The 17,589-nt window shown below is 73.5% G+C and carries 9 protein-coding genes; 7 read left to right on the plus strand and 2 right to left on the minus strand.

Annotated features, from left to right (window positions below):
• Positions 1-133 precede the first annotated feature (133 nt).
• Positions 134-1,387, minus strand: a complete 1,254-nt coding sequence (locus tag ACFVGS_RS36690) for a nucleotide sugar dehydrogenase (protein ID WP_384423061.1) — start codon at positions 1,385-1,387, stop codon at positions 134-136.
• 266 nt (positions 1,388-1,653) lie between these two features.
• Between ACFVGS_RS36690 and ACFVGS_RS36695 the strand changes: the two genes are divergently transcribed.
• The 6 genes from ACFVGS_RS36695 to ACFVGS_RS36720 all read left to right on the plus strand — a co-directional run bounded on the left by ACFVGS_RS36695 (position 1,654) and on the right by ACFVGS_RS36720 (position 14,623).
• Entirely contained in the window at positions 1,654-3,360 is a 1,707-nt protein-coding gene (locus ACFVGS_RS36695) for a glycerol-3-phosphate dehydrogenase/oxidase (protein ID WP_384423059.1), read from the plus strand.
• Positions 3,361-3,524: 164 nt separating this feature from the next.
• Positions 3,525-5,993, plus strand: coding sequence for a protein kinase (locus ACFVGS_RS36700; protein WP_385696760.1), 2,469 nt, complete (start codon positions 3,525-3,527; stop codon positions 5,991-5,993).
• A gap of 81 nt (positions 5,994-6,074) precedes the next feature.
• Positions 6,075-9,032: a protein kinase gene (locus tag ACFVGS_RS36705; protein ID WP_385696762.1), complete on the plus strand. Its 2,958-nt coding sequence runs from the start codon at positions 6,075-6,077 to the stop codon at positions 9,030-9,032.
• A 264-nt stretch (positions 9,033-9,296) separates the two neighbouring features.
• Positions 9,297-10,991: a serine/threonine-protein kinase gene (locus tag ACFVGS_RS36710; RefSeq protein WP_385696765.1), complete on the plus strand. Its 1,695-nt coding sequence runs from the start codon at positions 9,297-9,299 to the stop codon at positions 10,989-10,991.
• A 104-nt stretch (positions 10,992-11,095) separates the two neighbouring features.
• Complete coding sequence (locus ACFVGS_RS36715) at positions 11,096-12,736, plus strand: succinic semialdehyde dehydrogenase (protein ID WP_385696768.1); 1,641 nt, start codon at positions 11,096-11,098, stop codon at positions 12,734-12,736.
• Between the two features lie 57 nt (positions 12,737-12,793).
• Complete coding sequence (locus ACFVGS_RS36720) at positions 12,794-14,623, plus strand: GMC oxidoreductase (RefSeq protein WP_384423050.1); 1,830 nt, start codon at positions 12,794-12,796, stop codon at positions 14,621-14,623.
• Between the two features lie 627 nt (positions 14,624-15,250).
• Here ACFVGS_RS36720 and ACFVGS_RS36725 read toward each other — a convergent pair.
• Positions 15,251-15,541: a chorismate mutase gene (locus ACFVGS_RS36725; protein ID WP_384423048.1), complete on the minus strand. Its 291-nt coding sequence runs from the start codon at positions 15,539-15,541 to the stop codon at positions 15,251-15,253.
• Positions 15,542-15,949: 408 nt separating this feature from the next.
• Here ACFVGS_RS36725 and guaA point away from each other — a divergent pair, with 408 nt between their 5' ends.
• Entirely contained in the window at positions 15,950-17,551 is a 1,602-nt protein-coding gene (gene guaA, locus ACFVGS_RS36730; RefSeq protein ID WP_384423046.1) for a glutamine-hydrolyzing GMP synthase, read from the plus strand.
• The last annotated feature ends 38 nt before the right edge of the window (positions 17,552-17,589 follow it).

The following is a 17,589-nucleotide window of genomic DNA, read 5'->3' on the forward strand; positions in this document are numbered from 1 at the left end:
GCTATAACTCCGTTCTTGTTGCGGTGGGTGGTTGATTTTTGTTTTACTTCCTCGTTCCCCGGGTCGCCCCGGGGGGGGGGGGGGGGCGGGGTGGTGCGGGGCCCCCGTCGTCGTACGGCGCGCGCCTGCCGCCTCACAGCCGGTGCGCCGCGCCCGCCGGGGTCGCGCCGCGGGTGTCGAGGAGGAGCTGGGCCTTCACCGACAGGCCCTGGAGGTCGTAGGTGCGGTGGTGCTGGAGCAGGATCGTCAGGTCGGCGTGGGCGGCGGCCTCGTAGAGGGAGTCGGCGCGCGGGACGGGCAGGTCGCGCACGCGCCAGTCCGTGACGTACGGGTCGTGGAAGCTGACCGCCGCGCCGAGGTCCATGAGGCGGCGGGCGATCTCGTCGGCGGGCGCGCCCTGCCGGTCGGCGAGGTCCGGCTTGTAGGTGATCCCGAGCAGCAGGATCCGGGCGCCGCGCGCGGACTTGCCGTGCTCGTTGAGGAGCGTGGCGGAGCGCTGGACGACGTACTGGGGCATCCGCTCGTTGACCTGGCCGGCGAGTTCGACCAGGCGGAGGGGGCCGTGGCCGGGCAGGCGCTCGACGGGGACGCCGTGGCCGCCGACGCCGGGGCCGGGCCGGAAGGCCTGGAAGCCGAAGGGCTTGGTCTCGGCGCAGCGGATGACGTCCCAGAGGTCGACGCCGAGTTCGTGGCACAGCACCGCCATCTCGTTGACCAGGGCGATGTTGACGTGCCGGAAGTTGGTCTCCAGGAGCTTGACCGTCTCGGCCTCGCGCGGTCCGCGCGCGCGGACCACCTTGTCGGTGAGCCGCCCGTAGAAGGCGGCGGCGGACTCGGTGCAGGCGGGGGTGAGGCCGCCGATCACCTTGGGCGCGGTGGCCAGCCCGCGTGTCCCGCCCTGGAGGCGGCTGCCGGGGTCGAGGCGGCCGGGCGAGTAGGCGAGGTGGAAGTCGCGGCCGGCGCGCAGCCCGGAGCCCGCCTCCAGGAGTTCGCGCAGCGGGCCCTCGGTGGTGCCGGGCGGCACCGGGGACTCCAGGAGGACGGTGGTGTGGGGGCGCAGCCGGGCGGCGAGGGCGCGGGCGGCGTCGGTCACGGCGGTGAGGTCGAGGGTGCCGTCGGGTGCCGGCGGGGTGGGTGCGCAGATGACGGCGGTGCGGACGCGCCCGAGTTCGGCCGGGTCGGTCGCGGGCCGGAAGCCCGACGAGACCATCCGGCGGATCTCGGCGGCGGTGAGGGAGCCGTCGACGGGGGGACGTCCGGCGGCGAGTTCGGCGACGGCGCGGGGGTCGGTGTCGTAGCCGACGGTGGCGACGCCGGCCGCGGTGGCTGCTTGGGCGAGGGGGAGTCCGTGGTGGCCGAGGCCGATGACGGCGAGATCAGCGGGCATGGGGTGTGGGCCGTCCTTCCCAGTAGCCGGAGGGGACGTGGTGCGCAAGCCCTGTGGACCGACAGAGGCCGACGCAATGTCAGACTAAGAGTAAATATGACCGTTATGCGGCATTGTGGGCCCGAAGGTCGCCGAGTGTTATCCACAGGGCGGGGCAGGGGCGGTGGCTGAAGTCGGAGTGCCGGGACAGAATCGAGTCTGTGAGCCGGACCACACGGGCCCGGTTCGCGTGCTGGACAGTCGGGGGACGACGGGAGGCACCAACCGTGAGGACAGCGACACTGGGACCCGCCGGGCGCGCCGAAGCGCTCGCGGCGATGGCCGAGCACGAACTGGACGTCCTGGTGGTGGGCGCCGGCGTCGTCGGCGCGGGCACCGCCCTCGACGCCGTCACCAGAGGCCTCTCCACCGGACTCGTCGAGGCCCGCGACTGGGCCTCCGGCACGTCCAGCCGGTCGAGCAAGCTGATCCACGGCGGCCTGCGCTATCTGGAGATGCTCGACTTCGCCCTCGTCCGCGAGGCCCTGAAGGAGCGCGGCCTGCTCCTCGAGCGGCTCGCGCCCCACCTCGTCAAACCCGTCCCGTTCCTCTACCCGTTGCAGCACAAGGGCTGGGAGCGGCTGTACGCGGGCTCGGGCGTCGCGCTGTACGACGCGATGTCGGTCTCCTCCGGACACGGCCGCGGCCTGCCCGTCCACCGTCACCTCAGCCGCCGTCACGCCCTGCGCGTCGCCCCCTGTCTGCGCAAGGACGCCCTCGTCGGCGCCCTGCAGTACTACGACGCCCAGATGGACGACGCCCGCTTCGTCACCACCCTCGTCCGCACCGCCGCGAGTTACGGGGCGCGGGTTGCCAGCCGGGCCCGGGTGGTCGGCTTCCTGCGCGAGGGCGAGCGCGTGGTCGGCGCCCGCGTCCGGGACGTCGAGACCGGCGGCGAGTACGAGGTCAGGGCCCGTCAGATCGTCAACGCCACCGGGGTGTGGACCGACGACACCCAGGCACTCATCGGCGAGCGCGGCCAGTTCCACGTCCGCGCATCCAAGGGCATCCACCTCGTCGTGCCCAAGGACCGCATCCACTCGACCACCGGGCTCATCCTCCGTACCGAGAAGTCCGTGCTGTTCGTCATTCCCTGGGGCCGCCACTGGATCATCGGCACCACCGACACCGACTGGGACCTCGACAAGGCCCATCCGGCCGCCTCCAGCGCCGACATCGACTACCTGCTGGAACACGTCAACGGCGTGCTCTCCACCCCGCTCACCCGCGATGACGTCCAGGGCGTCTACGCGGGCCTGCGGCCCCTGTTGGCGGGCGAGTCCGACGCCACCAGCAAGCTCTCCCGCGAACACACCGTCGCCCACCCGGTGCCCGGCCTGGTCGTCGTCGCCGGCGGCAAGTACACGACCTACCGCGTCATGGCCAAGGACGCCGTGGACGAGGCCGTCCACGCGCTCGACAAACGCGTCGCCGCCTGCGTCACCGAGGACACCCCGCTGCTCGGCGCCGAGGGCTACCGGGCGCTGTGGAACGCCCGTGCCGGAATCGCCGCCCGCACCGGACTCCACGTGGCCCGCGTCGAGCATCTGCTCAACCGCTACGGCTCCCTGACGGAGGAGATCCTCGACCTCGTCACCGCCGACCCGGCCCTCGGCAGACCCCTGCCCGCCGCCGAGGACTACCTGAAGGCCGAGATCGTCTACGCCGCCTCGCACGAGGGCGCCCGCCATCTCGACGACGTCCTCACCCGGCGCACCCGGATCTCCATCGAGACCTTCGACCGGGGCACCCTGAGCGCTCGCGAATGCGCCGGACTCATGGCACCCGTCCTCGGCTGGGACGCCCGGCAGATCGACAAGGAGGTCGAGCACTACGAGAAAAGGGTCGAGGCGGAACGCGAGTCGCAGCGCCAGCCGGACGACCTGACGGCGGACGCGGCACGGCTCGGCGCGCCTGACATCGTGCCGATCTGACCCGATCAGGGCACCTCTGGGAGGTGTCCGACGTTCTCGGAGTGCGGACCCGGGGGAGTCAGCGGTCCCGGAGTGAGGGACAATGAGCTCTCTTCCAGGGCGGGTTGCCGCATCGAGCGGGAGCGCCGGACGCGGGCGAGAAACAGGGATCGCAGAGGGGACGCATGTCGGAGGCGGAGCAGTCGCGGGACTCGGGGCAGGACCCCCGGCGGGACTCCGCCGCGGGCGCCGCCACCGACGGCGACCGGGGTGCGGTTCCGGCCGCGCGCAAGGCGGAGCGGGACAAGGACGCGACGGCGTCGAAGGACGGGAAGACGCCCGAGGAGTCGAAGGACGGGAAGACGCCCGAGGAGTCGAAGGACACGAAGGCGTCCGGGCCGTCGAAGGCCGGCACGGCCGGTGACGGGCCGTCGGCCGGGGAGCCGGAGGACACCCGGCCCGCGGACACGCCCACCAGCGTGATGGGCACCCGGCAGGTCGCGCGGGACCCGAGGGACGCGGCCACGGCCGCGGCCTCCGGCGAGCCGGGCGGCCGGGCCGGCACCGGCGGCGGTGCCTCGCCGGCGAAGGCCCCGGCCGGCCTGACGAAGGGCGGCGGATCCACCGCCGGTGCCGCGGCCGACGGCCCCGAGCGCGCCAAGAGCCCCGCGCCCGCCAAGGCGCCGGTCGGACTGGCGAAGAGCAGCAGGTCCACCGACGGGGCCGCTCCGGCGGCCGGGTTCGGGGCCGACGCCACCGGAACGGGCATGCGGACCGGCCGCGCTGACACGTCGTCCGCCGAAGGACGGCTGCTGGCCGGACGCTACCGGCTCGGCGTGGTCCTCGGCCGCGGCGGCATGGGCACGGTCTGGCGTGCGGTCGACGAGACCCTCGGCCGGACCGTCGCGGTCAAGGAGCTCCGCTTCCCCAACAGCATCGACGAGGACGAGAAGCGACGCCTCATCACCCGGACCCTGCGCGAGGCCAAGGCCATCGCCCGGATCCGCAACAACGGCGCCGTGACCGTCTACGACGTCGTCGACGAGGACGACCGCCCGTGGATCGTCATGGAGCTCATCGAGGGCAAGTCCCTCGCCGACGCCGTGCGCGAGGACGGCACGCTCACCCCGCGGCGCGCCGCCGAGGTCGGCCTCGCCATCCTCGACGTGCTGCGCTCCGCGCACCGCGAGGGCATCCTGCACCGCGACGTGAAGCCGTCCAACGTGCTGATCGCCGAGGACGGCCGGGCCGTCCTCACCGACTTCGGCATCGCCCAGGTCGAGGGCGACCCCTCGATCACCTCCACGGGCATGCTCGTCGGCGCGCCCTCGTACATCTCGCCCGAGCGGGCCCGTGGCCACAAGCCCGGCCCCGCCGCCGACCTCTGGTCGCTCGGCGGACTCCTCTACGCCGCCGTCGAGGGCTGCCCGCCCTACGACAAGGGCTCCGCCATCGCCACGCTCACCGCCGTGATGACCGAGCCCGTGGACCCGCCGAAGAACGCGGGCCCCGAGCTGGAGAAGGTCATCTACGGCCTGCTCGCCAAGGACCCCGCCCAGCGCCTCGACGACGCGGGCGCCCGGGCCCTGCTGCGCGCCGTGCTCGACGCGCCCGAGGCGCCGCCGAAGCCCTCGCCCGAGTCGACCCGCGTCGTGCCGCTGCCGCCGATTCCCGAGCGTTCGCCGGCCGGCTCCGGCGACCCGGCCAAGCCCGCCAAGCCCGCCGACGTGGCGGCCGAGCGGATGCGCGGCGCCCTGAAGTCCGTGCGGAACGCCGCCGCCGCGGCCAGGACCGAGCCCAGGCGTCCGGCCGCCGGAGCCGGCGCACCGGACCGGCCGGCCACGGCCAAGGCCTCGCTGACCGACGTCGTCCCGCGCCGCACCCTGGTCATCATCGCCGCGGTCGTGCTCGTCGCCCTGCTCGGCACGATCCTTTACGTCGCCCTCGGCGGTGGCCAGGAAGGCTCAGACCAGGGCAAGGGCGGGAACACCGCCGGCACCACCGCCTCGGCCGGCAGCTCCTCGGGCGGCGCCGACGGCCAGAACACCGACAAGTCGCCGAGCGACCCGGCCCAGCAGGGCAGCGGCGGCAAGCCCGCGACCAACGGCGGCCAGACCGGCACCACGCCGTCCGGGACGCCCGACGGCGGCCAGGACGGTGCCGGCGGCGGTGACGGCGGCGCCGGGGTCAAGCTGCCCCCGGGCTACGTGATGGTGACCAACGACCGGTTCCACTTCTCGATGGCGATGCCGGGCTCCTTCCGGATGACCGACATAGCGGGCCAGAACTCCGGCGGCATCTTCAACGCCGCCAAGGGCTCGTTCCCGCGCGTCCAGGTCGACTACAACGACAGCCCGAAGGACGACGCGGCCGCCGCCTGGAGCGCCGCGCTGGCCGGGGTCGCCGCCTCCAGCAACGGCTACAAGCACATCGGCATCAGCCCGGTCTCGTACAAGGGCTACCCGACCGTCGCCGACTGGGAGTTCGAGCGCAACCAGGGCGGCCAGCGGATCCGGATACTCAACCGCGGCTTCAAGGTCGACGCCGATCACGGCTACTCGATCATGATCAGCTGCCGTGCCGACGCGTGGGACGCGGCGGAGTGCAGGACGCTGCGGGACACCGCGTTCGCCACGTTCAGCCCCAAGGACTGACGGGCGGCACGTATCGTGAGAGGCCCCGCCCGACACCGTGAGGGCGGGGCACGGGGGACGGCAGGCGCGTGGGGAGGCGTCGTGGACGACTACGCCGGAAGGGTGCTCGCGGACCGCTACCGCCTGCCCCTGCCGCCGCCCGACGCGTACGAACTCGTCGAGACGCGCGCCTTCGACACCTACAGCGGCCAGGAAGTCCGCATCCGGCAGGTGCCGCTGCCCGAGGTCGTCGACGCCGAACTCCTCGACGACCAGCCCTACGCCGATCAGGGCCGCGCGACCCGCCGGCCGGCCGATCCGACGGTCCGCCGCGCCGTGGAGGCGGCCCAGGCCGCCGCCCGGATCCCCGACCACCCGCGCCTCGACCAGGTCTTCGACGTGTTCGCGGAGGCCGGATCGCTGTGGATAGTGAGCGAGTTCGTCGCCGCCACGCCGCTCTCCGAGCTGCTCGTCGACGGCCCGCTCAGCCCCTACCGGGCCGCCGAGATGGGCGCCGACCTGCTCACCGCCCTGCGCGCCCTCCACGCGCACGGTTGGACCCACCGCAACGTCACCGCGCGCACCGTCCTCGTCTGCGACGACGGACGGGTCGTCCTCACCGGTCTGGCGGCGGGAGCCGCCGAGGAGGCCCTCTGCGGCTACGCGCCGGTCCCGGAGGCCGACGAGTTCCCGTACGCCGCAGGGCCGCAGGGGTCGGACCCGTACGAGAGACCGGACGTCCCCGAGGCCGAGACGTACGACGCGTACGAGGACGACGGTGAGTACGGGGAGCACGGGGAGTACGCCGAGTACGGAACGTACGGCGAGTACGCATCCGGCGACGAGGGCCACGAGGGTCGCGACCGGTCCCTGACGGGCGGTCACGAGCCGGTCGCCCGCGGCGCCCTCCCGCGGGCGCGTGGGTCGGAGCCGTATCCCGACGAGACGTACCTGGAGGAGACGGCCGACGACGAGGCCTACCTCGACGGCCGGTACGCCGACGGCCAGGAGCCCGACGAGGACGGCGGCCGGTACGAGGACGGTCCCGGCGAGGACGGCACCGGCACGCCCGGCATCGCCGGGTACGGCCCGCACGGCGGCACGCCGTACGGGCCCGGGCGCGCGGGCCGGCCCGAGCTGTCCGCCGCACCCGTCGCGCCCGGGCCCGCCGTGCCGCCCGCCGCGGACCCGCGCGCGGCCCGGGCCGGGGCCATCGCCGCCTACCGCGCGGGCGCCCGCGCCGCCGCCGCGATCGGCGAGACCGGCGCCCTCCCGGCCCCGCGCCCGGCCGAGCCCACCGAGCCCGCCGGTCCCTCCGGGGGCTCCGCCGAGCCCTCCGGCCCCGCCGGGCCCACGCCGCCGTCCGGCCCGCCCACGCCTCCCGAGCCGCAGTGGTGGTCGCGTGTGGGCGACGACGACGATGACGGCCCCGACGACGACGAGACCGGCGGCACCTACGGCCCGCCGCCCCGCGCGTACCTCACCGGCAGCTGGAGCGACGGCCCGCACGCGGCCCGCGACGGCGGGCGGCCCGTCCCCGCCGGCGGCAGCGCCGGAACGGGCGGCCCGGTGCTGCCCGCGCTCCCCGCCGGGTACCGCGCGGCCGCACCCCGGCCGGCCCCCGAGCCCGCGCCCGTTCCGGCCGCCGCCTCCGGTGACGCGTACCGCGGACCGGTGACCCGGCTCGGCGCCGAGCGGGCCCGGCAGACCCGGATGGCCGTGGTCGGCGCCGTCACCGAGCGGTGGGCGCCCGAGCAGGCGGGCCCGGTCCACGAGCACTGGCGCCTCGCCCCGCCCATCGGCCCCGCCACCGACCTGTGGGCCCTCGGCGCGCTGCTCTACCGGGCGGTCCAGGGCCACGCCCCGTACCCCGAGGACAGCGCCGCCGAACTGGTCCAGCTGGTCTGCGCGGAGCCGCCCGCCTTCGCGGAGGAGTGCGGTCCGCTCCGGCCCGTCGTCGAGTCCCTGCTCCGCCAGGACCCGACCGAGCGCCCCGACGTCGAGGAGCTGAGCGGCTGGCTGCGCTCCCTGGTCCGGTCGGCGCCCGAGCCGGAGGCCGGGATCGGCGTCGTACCGCTGCCGTCGCCCGACGCCACCCGGCTGCCGATCGTGCGCCGCCGCGGTGAGCTGGTGCGCCGGCGTCGCGGCGGGTCCGCGGGCGGCCGGCACCGGCATCGCCACGCCAAGGGACGCGCCGCGCGCGAGTCCGCGTACGCGGCGTACCGCGAGCAGCCGGAGCACTCGACGGCGTACCAGGCCCACACGCCGTATCCCGGCGACCTGGCGCACGAGGAGATCCCGCAGCGCGCCGCGCGCGTGCCCCGCGCACCCCGGCGCGAGGCGGGCTCGCCGCGCGCCCTCGGCCGGACGCTGCTGCTCCTGATCCTCCTCCTGCTCGCCGGGGCCGTCGCGTACGCCGTGCTGTTCCTGCCCAAGGCGGGCGAGGAGAAGGGCGGAACGGGCGCGCCGCCGGTGAAGTCCGGTGCGCCGGTGCCGTCCTCGGCGCCGGCCGGCACCGGAGGTCCCTCGGGCGGAGCCACCACCCGGCCCGCGCCGCAGCAGTCGCGCACCACCCCGCCCGCCGTCGACCCCGCGGCCCCGTCCCTCCTGGCCGGTTACGAGCTGCGCAAGGACCCCGAGGGCTTCCAGGTGGGCGTGCCGCGCGGCTGGCGGCGCAGCCCGATCAACGACGCCGGGCAAGTGCGCTTCACGGGCGGTGACTTCACGCTGATCGTGGTGCCGGGCCGGGACACGGTGCAGGCCAACGGCTCGGACCCGCTGGCGTACCAGCGGACCAAGGAGCGCGAGCTCCAGCCGTGGCGGGAGTCGTCCTGGTCCGGTGCCTCCGGTCTGCGCCGGGTCGTCATCGGCCGACAGAGCATGGCGGTCGGGCAGTTCACCTGGCAGGACAGCACGGGGCGCGAGGTGTTCGTGCGCAACCTGGCGCTGATCGAAGGCGATCGCTACCACATCGTGCAGGTCATCGGGCCGGAGAACGAGCGTGACAAGGTGTCCGAGATCTACGACCAGGCGGTGAAGGCGTACCGGGCCACCCGCTGAACCACGGCCGTCGCCTCGGCCTTTTTCGGCCATGACCCGGCTCGGCCCGGCCGTCGCTACGACCACTCGCCGGTCCGTCGCTCCGGCCACTCGCCGTCCCGTCGGCCCCGGCTACTCGCCGGTCACGTCGACCCCTCGCGTACAGACCGCGCCAGTGGCTGAAAACCGCCTCTGGTTACAGGTTGTTCCCAAAGCCCGCCCCGAGGTTCCGTGTTCCGCACCCTTCTCCGTAACCTTGCCTGTGAAGCAGATAAGCGGGGGCACGTGGAACATTCTGAGAGCACCGGCACCGGGCTGCTGCTCGCCGGTCGCTACCGGTTGGGCGAGTCCATCGGGCGCGGCGGCATGGGCAAGGTCTGGCGCGCGCACGACGAGGTGCTGCACCGTGTGGTGGCCGTCAAGGAGTTGACGGCAGGCCGGTTCGTGGCCGAGGCCGACCGGCTGGTTCTGCACGCCCGGACGCAGAAGGAGGCGCGGGCGGCGGCCCGGATCACCCACCCGGGCGTGGTCACCGTGCACGACGTCCTGGAGCACGACGACCGGCCGTGGATCGTCATGCAGTACGTGGACGGGCCCTCGCTCGCGGACGCGGCGAAGGAGGCCGGCACGATCGAGCCGCGCGAGGCCGCCCGGATCGGCCTGCACGTCCTCGGCGCGCTGCGCGCGGCGCACGCCGCCGGGGTGCTGCACCGGGACGTGAAGCCGGGCAACGTGCTGCTCGCGCGCGACGGCCGGGTCCTCATCACCGACTTCGGGATCGCCGCCATCGAGGGCGACTCCTCGATCACCCGCACGGGTGAACTCGTCGGCTCCATTGACTACCTGGCGCCCGAGCGGGTGCGCGGCGGGGACCCGGGGCCGGCCTCCGACCTGTGGTCGCTGGGCGCCACCCTGTACGCGGCGGTGGAGGGCAACTCGCCGTTCCGCCGCAGCTCGCCGATCAGCACGATGCAGGCCGTGGTGACGGAGGAGCCGCCGTACCCCGAGAAGGCCGGCGCGCTCGCCCCCGTCATCGTGGCGCTGCTGCGCAAGGACCCGGATCAGCGCCCGCGCGCCGACGAGGCCGAGCGGATGCTGCTCGACGCCATGGAGGGCCGGGCGCCGCAGGCCGCGCAGGCGTACGTGCCGACGCAGCGGGTGGGGGCGGAGGAGCTGGCCGAGGCCGTCCCGTCGACGACGACCCCGCTGCCCGTGCCGCACGACGACCCCGCGGCCGTCCAGGCGGACGCGCCCGCCACCGCGACTCCCGCCCCGGTGCCCGCCGGCGCGACCGTCCCCGCTCTGCCGGACGGCGGCAGCGGCACGGCCTCCGCCGGTGGCCGTGGCCGCTGGCGCCCCGCACTGCTCGCGGCCGTCGTCGCCGGGCTGCTCGCGGGCGGCGCGGTCTTCGCCGCGATGACCCACATGGGCGGCGCGGGCGACAAGGGCACCGGCACCTCCACGACCCAGGGGCAGGACGCGGGCAAGGACGGCAAGGATCCGGCCAAGGGCACCGTCCCGGCCGGCTGGCACCGGGTCCAGGACCCGGAGGGATTCAGCCTGGTCGTCCCCGACGGCTGGAAGCGGCTGGAGGACGGCGACCAGATCGACTACACCCCGGACAACGGCAAGCACCGGATCCGGATCAGCATCGACGACTCGCCCGACTTCGAGAACCCGTACATGCACCTGCTCGACCTCGAGAAGATCGTGGCGAGGCGGGCCAGGTACGAGCGGATCCGGCTGACCCAGAACACCTTCCGCGACCAGGTCAACTCCGCCGTGTGGGAGTTCACCTGGATCGAGAAGCAGACCTTCCCGGGGCCCCGCCACGCGATCGACCAGGTGTACTACGGCGACGACGGCACCGAGTACGCCCTCTACATGGCCTCGCCGGAGGAGAGCTGGGAGCGGACGCGCGAGCAGTTCGACATCGTGAAGAAGTACTGGAGGGCGCCCGGGGACACGGTGAGCCCCTGATCAGGGCTTATGTGCCAGCGAACACTGGCGCGGTTGTGTGCAGGGGGTGAAAACGCGTTACTGACGGGTACCCAAAGCGGGGAATGCGCCCTACCCTCGCCCTCATGACGGACTCGCAGGCACTCGCCACCCCGGCCCAGGCCGCCGCCGCGGCCCCCCTCGGCACCAACCCCGTCGCGCCCGCACCCGCCGGAGCGCGCACCGCCGCCGACGTGGTCACGCCCGAGCTGGTCGCCCGCCTCACCCGCGGGGTCGCGGGCTCCGGCCGCACCGCCAACCACACCCCCTTCACCGGGGACAAGCTGGCGGACCTGCCCGAGTCCACGCCCGAGGACGTCGCCTCCGCCTTCGCCCGTGCCCGCGCCGCCCAGGGCGCCTGGGCCGCCACGCCGGCCAGGGCCCGCGCGGCCGTGCTCCTGCGCTTCCACGACCTGGTCCTCCAGCGGCAGGGCGAGATCCTCGACCTCATCCAGCTGGAGACCGGCAAGGCGCGCCTGCACGCCCACGAGGAGGTCCTGTCGGTCGCCGTCGCCGCCCGCCACTACGGCCGCAAGGCGCCCGCCTATCTGCGCGCCAAGCGCCACACCGGCGTCGTGCCGACCCTCACCAAGGTCACCGAGCTGCGCCAGCCGCGCGGCGTCGTCGGCCAGATCGCGCCCTGGAACTACCCGCTGGAGCTGTCGGTCGGCGACGCCCTGCCCGCCTTCGTCGCGGGCAACGCGGTCGTCATGAAGCCGGACACGGAGACCGCGCTCACCGCGCTGTGGGCCCGCGACCTGCTGATCGAGGCCGGGCTGCCCGCCGAGGTCTTCCAGGTCGTCATCGGCGAGGGACCGGTCGTCGGGCCCGAGGTCGTCCGGCACGCCGACTACGTGTCCTTCACCGGCTCCACCCGGACCGGCCGCGAGGTCGCCCAGGGCGCCGCCGCCCGTCTCGTCGGCGTCAGCCTGGAGCTCGGCGGCAAGAACGCCATGCTCGTCCTCGAGGACGCCGACATCGAGAAGGCCGCCGCCGGTGCCGTCCGCGCCTGCTTCTCCTCCGCGGGCCAGCTGTGCATCTCCATCGAGCGGCTGTACGTGCACGAGTCGATCGCCGACGCCTTCGTCGAGCGCTTCGCCGCCCGTACGAAGGCGATGCGGCTCGGCAACTCCCTCGCGTACGGCGCCGACATGGGCTCCCTGGTCGGCGAGCGCCAGCTGGAGACCGTCACCCGGCACGTCCAGGAGGCCGTCGCCAAGGGCGCCAGGCTGGTCGCGGGCGGCGTCGCCCGCCCCGACATCGGCCCGCTGTTCTACGAGCCGACCATCCTCGACGGCGTCGAGGCCCCCATGGCCGTCTGCGCCGAGGAGACCTTCGGCCCGGTGGTCTCGATCTACCGCTTCACCGACGAGGACGAGGTCGTCGAGCTGGCCAACGCCACCCCGTACGGCCTGAACTCCTCCGTCTGGACCCGGGACTCCCGTCGCGGCCACGCCGTCGCCGCCCGGCTGCGCACCGGCACCGTCAACATCAACGAGGGCTACGCGCCCGCGTACGGCAGCGTGCGCGCCCCGATGGGCGGCATGAAGGACTCCGGCCTCGGCCGGCGCCACGGCTCCGAGGGCATCCTCAAGTTCACCGAGGCCCAGACCGTCGCCCAGCAGCGGCTGATCCCGCTCGCGCCCTCCTTCGGGATGGACGACGAGAAGTACGCGGCCTTCATGAGCGCGTCCCTGAAGGCGATGAAGGCCCTGCGCCTGCGCTGATCCCTCGCGCCGACCCGCACCCCGATTTCGCAGCCCCTTTCCCGCACGAGGAGAGCCATGACCGCGGTACCCCCTGCCCAGAATCAGGCCGAGGACGGCGCGTACGACGAGGACGGCCGGTACGACTACGACGTCGTCGTCGTCGGCTCCGGCTTCGGCGGCTCGGTCACGGCTCTCCGCCTCACCGAGAAGGGTTACCGGGTCGGCGTCCTGGAGGCCGGCCGCCGCTACACCCGCGAGACCCTGCCGAAGAACTCCTGGGACCTGAAGAAGTTCCTGTGGGCGCCCGCCCTCGGCCTCTACGGCATCCAGCGCATCCATCTGCTCGGCAACGTCATGGTGCTCGCGGGCGCCGGCGTCGGCGGCGGCTCCCTCAACTACGCCAACACCCTCTACGAGCCGCTGGCGCCGTTCTTCGACGACCCGCAGTGGAAGGACATCACCGACTGGCGTGCGGAGCTCGCCCCGTACTACGACCAGGCCAAGCGGATGCTCGGCGTCCGGCTCAACCCCACGATGACGCCGTCCGACGTGCACCTGAAGGCCACCGCCCAGGCCATGGGCATCGGCGACACCTTCCACATGGCGCCGGTCGGCGTCTTCTTCGGGGACGGTCAGGACGCCGACGGGTCGGAGAAGGCACGGGCGAAGCCCGGCGGCGAGGTCGCCGACCCGTACTTCGGCGGCGCGGGCCCCACCCGCAAGGCCTGCACCGAGTGCGGCGAGTGCATGACCGGCTGCCGGCACGGCGCCAAGAACACCCTCAACGAGAACTACCTCTACCTCGCGGAGAAGGCCGGCGCCGTCGTCCACCCCATGACCACGGTCGTCGCCGTCACCGAGGACTCACGCGGCGGCTTCGCCGTCAGGACGCTGCCCACCGACAACCGGAAGAAGGGTGCCGGCCGCACCTTCACCGCCCGCCGGGTGGTGATCGCGGCCGGCACGTACGGCACGCAGACCCTGCTGCACCGGATGAAGGACACCGGCCTGCTGCCCGGGATCTCCCGCCGCCTCGGCGAACTCACCCGCACCAACTCCGAGGCCCTCGTCGGCTCGCAGACCACCGACCGCCGCTACCGCAAGCGGCACGGCAAGGAGCGCGTCGACTTCACCCAGGGCGTGGCGATCACCTCGTCGATCCACCCGGACGAGAACACCCACATCGAGCCGGTCCGCTACGGCAAGGGCTCCAACTCCATGGGCGGCATGACCGTCCTCCAGGTGCCCTACGGCGCGCACCGGGTCCGCAAGTGGTTCCTGGAGCTGCTCAAGCACCCCGCGCTCGCCGTGCGCTCGCTGTCCAACCGCCGCTGGTCGGAGCGGACCATCATCGGCCTGGTCATGCAGTCCCTGGACAACTCGCTGACCACCTACCGCAAGCCCGGCGGCATCGGAAAGGGCCTGCTCACCGCCCGCCAGGGCCACGGTGCGCCCAACCCGACGCAGATCGAGGCCGCGACCCGCGCCGCCTCCCTGATGGCCGAGGAGATCAACGGCTTCGCCGGCTCCAACATCGGCGAGCTCATGGGCACCCCGCTCACCGCCCACTTCCTCGGCGGCTGCCCGATCGGCGCGGACGCGGACTCCGGCGTCATCGACCCGTACCACCGCCTCTACGGCCACCCGGGCATCTCGGTGGTCGACGGCGCCGCGGTCTCCGCCAACCTCGGCGTGAACCCGTCCCTGACGATCACGGCGCAGGCCGAGCGCGCCATGTCCTTCTGGCCCAACAAGGGCGAGGCGGACCAGCGCCCGCGCCAGGGCGAGGCGTACGTCCGGCTGTCGCCGGTCGAGCCGAAGTCGCCCGCGGTCCCGGCGGAGGCCTTCGGCGCCCTGAGGCTGCCGTTCCTGGGCATCCCGGCGGTCCCGCCGAAGAAGGCCTGAGGCCGCTCCGGGCAGGTTCCAGAAAAGTGGAAAGGGCGCTGCACCCCCCTCCGAGTGCAGCGCCCCTCCAGCTTCTGGGTGGTGCTGCATAGATGACCGGTGACCTGGGGGATTGGTTGTAGCCCTCTCACGAGATCTTTATGTGACGCGCGTCACGTTCCTCGGGGGAGGTCAACGCAAGGGCCCCGCGGCGCGATTCCGGTCGCGCGCGGGGCCCATGGCGGGGAGTGCGGGGAGCACGGGAGGTGCGGGGAGCGCACGGGGAGTGCGAGGGGGCACCGGGGGAGTGTGCGGGAGCACGGGGGTGTGGGGGAGCGGGACGGTGGGGTCTCGGATCGTTCGGCCGGTTGCGGTCGGCCCCGGGCGTCCCCGGGACCGACCGCCCTTTCTGGGTGACCGGGCTGCTGTCCCCTGCCGTCCGGTCACACGCGCTGGGGCGAGGTCCCACGACGCACCAGAGATGCGTCACACGCCCCAGCGAAGCCACGCGTGGTCTTTATTCGGGCCCGCCCCTGGCTGGCACGGACACCACGACCAACGAAGCGGCGCCGTGCGCGGTCACGCGCCGTACGGGTGAGGGTGCGACCGAACTCGGGTGCGGGACGGCACTCACATGCGCGCCACGCGTCAGATCCGGCCGCGGCAGAGTTCGAGCATCGTCATCGCGAGCGCCGTGCCCGGCTTGCCCAGCGCGTCGCGGTAGTGGCCGAGGACCTCCATCTCGCGCGCCAGGTTCACCCGGCGGCCGCCGGAGGAGATCCGGGCCTCCTGGATGACGGCCGAGACGGCCATCCGTTCCTGGATCAGGCCGATGATCCGGTCGTCGAGCGCGTCGATGCGCTCCCGGGCGTCGCCGATCAGCGCCGCGGCCTCGTCGGTGCGGGCGCCGGTCTTCTCGGTCTGGGTCGTGGCGGTCATGCGGGGCTCCTCGTGGTCTCGGTGATCTCAGGGATCTCGGTGATCTCAGGGATCTCGGTGGTCTGGGGATGCCCCGGGGCGGTGCGGCCCGGGAAACGCCAGACGCCCCGGGCCTTGTCGGCCCGGGGCGCCTGGGAAGTCGCTTGTCAGTTACTCAAGCAGCACGACCATGGCAGCCGGTGGGCCGGTTGCCATAGGTAAAGACGAAGGTCGAGAGCTTGCGCATGGGCTCAGTATGGACCCCTCCGCGCGTTCCGGGGCAACCCGGGCCCGGATGGTGAGACGAAGGCCACCCCGAGAGGGCGCAGGTTCGGATGGTGAGACGAATCGCGCCACCGGCGCGCCGGTAGAATCGACAAATAGCCCCCCTTTCGGGGGACCCGCTCCTACCGCCGGAAGGCCGCCGTAGTGTCATCAGCGCCCCCCGCTGCCGCGCCCGACGTCACCAACCCGGACGTAGTCCTCGTTGTCGACTTCGGCGCCCAGTACGCCCAGCTCATCGCCCGTCGCGTCCGTGAGGCGCGGGTCTACAGCGAGATCGTCCCGTCCACCATGCCGGTGGCCGAGATGCTGGCCAAGAACCCCAAGGCGATCATCCTCTCCGGCGGCCCGTCCTCGGTGTACGCCGAGGGAGCCCCGCGGCTCGACCGCGCGATCTTCGAGGCCGGCGTCCCGGTCTTCGGCATGTGCTACGGCTTCCAGCTGATGGCGACCACCCTCGGTGGCACCGTCGACAACACGGGCGCCCGTGAGTACGGCCGGACGCCGCTGCACGTCACCAAGGCCGGTTCGACCCTCTTCGAGGGCACGCCGGTCGAGCAGTCCGTGTGGATGTCGCACGGCGACGCCTGCTCCGCCGCGCCCGAGGGCTTCGCCGTCACCGCGTCCACCGACGTCGTGCCGGTCGCCGCCTTCGAGAACGACGAGAAGAAGCTCTACGGCGTCCAGTACCACCCCGAGGTGCTGCACTCCACGCACGGCCAGCAGATCCTGGAGCACTTCCTCTACCGCGGCGCCGGCATCGAGCCCACCTGGACCACCGGCAACGTGATCGAGGAGCAGGTCGCGGCCATCCGCGCCCAGGTCGGCAGCAAGCGCGCCATCTGCGGCCTGTCCGGCGGCGTCGACTCCGCCGTGGCCGCCGCGCTCGTGCAGAAGGCCATCGGCTCGCAGCTCACCTGCGTCTACGTCGACCACGGTCTGATGCGCAAGAACGAGACCGAGCAGGTCGAGAAGGACTTCGTGGCCGCCACCGGCGTCCAGCTGAAGGTCGTCGACGCGCAGGAGCGCTTCCTCACCGCGCTGGCCGGCGTCTCCGACCCGGAGACCAAGCGCAAGATCATCGGCCGTGAGTTCATCCGCGTCTTCGAGCAGGCGCAGGCCGAGATCATCGCCGAGGGCGCCGCCGACGGCGAGGAGGTCGCCTTCCTCGTCCAGGGCACGCTCTACCCGGACATCGTCGAGTCCGGCGGCGGCACCGGCACCGCCAACATCAAGTCCCACCACAACGTGGGCGGCCTCCCCGAGGACCTGGAGTTCGAGCTCGTCGAGCCGCTGCGCCAGCTCTTCAAGGACGAGGTCCGCATGGTCGGCCAGGAGCTCGGCCTGCCCGAGGAGATCGTCCAGCGCCAGCCGTTCCCCGGCCCCGGCCTCGGCATCCGCATCGTCGGCGAGGTCACCAAGGAGCGCCTGGACCTGCTGCGCGAGGCCGACGCCATCGCCCGCGAGGAGCTGACGGCCGCCGGTCTCGACCGCGAGATCTGGCAGTGCCCGGTCGTGCTGCTCGCCGACGTCCGCTCCGTCGGCGTCCAGGGCGACGGCCGCACCTACGGACACCCGATCGTGCTGCGCCCGGTGTCCTCCGAGGACGCCATGACCGCCGACTGGTCGCGGCTGCCGTACGAGGTGCTCGCCCGCATCTCGACCCGCATCACCAACGAGGTCCCGGACGTCAACCGCGTCGTCCTCGACGTGACGAGCAAGCCGCCGGGCACCATCGAGTGGGAGTGACCCCTCCCGCACGGGCCTGAAGCCGCCGCCCCCGTACC

The organism is Streptomyces sp. NPDC127114, from assembly GCF_042677525.1.
Lineage (GTDB): Bacteria > Actinomycetota > Actinomycetes > Streptomycetales > Streptomycetaceae > Streptomyces.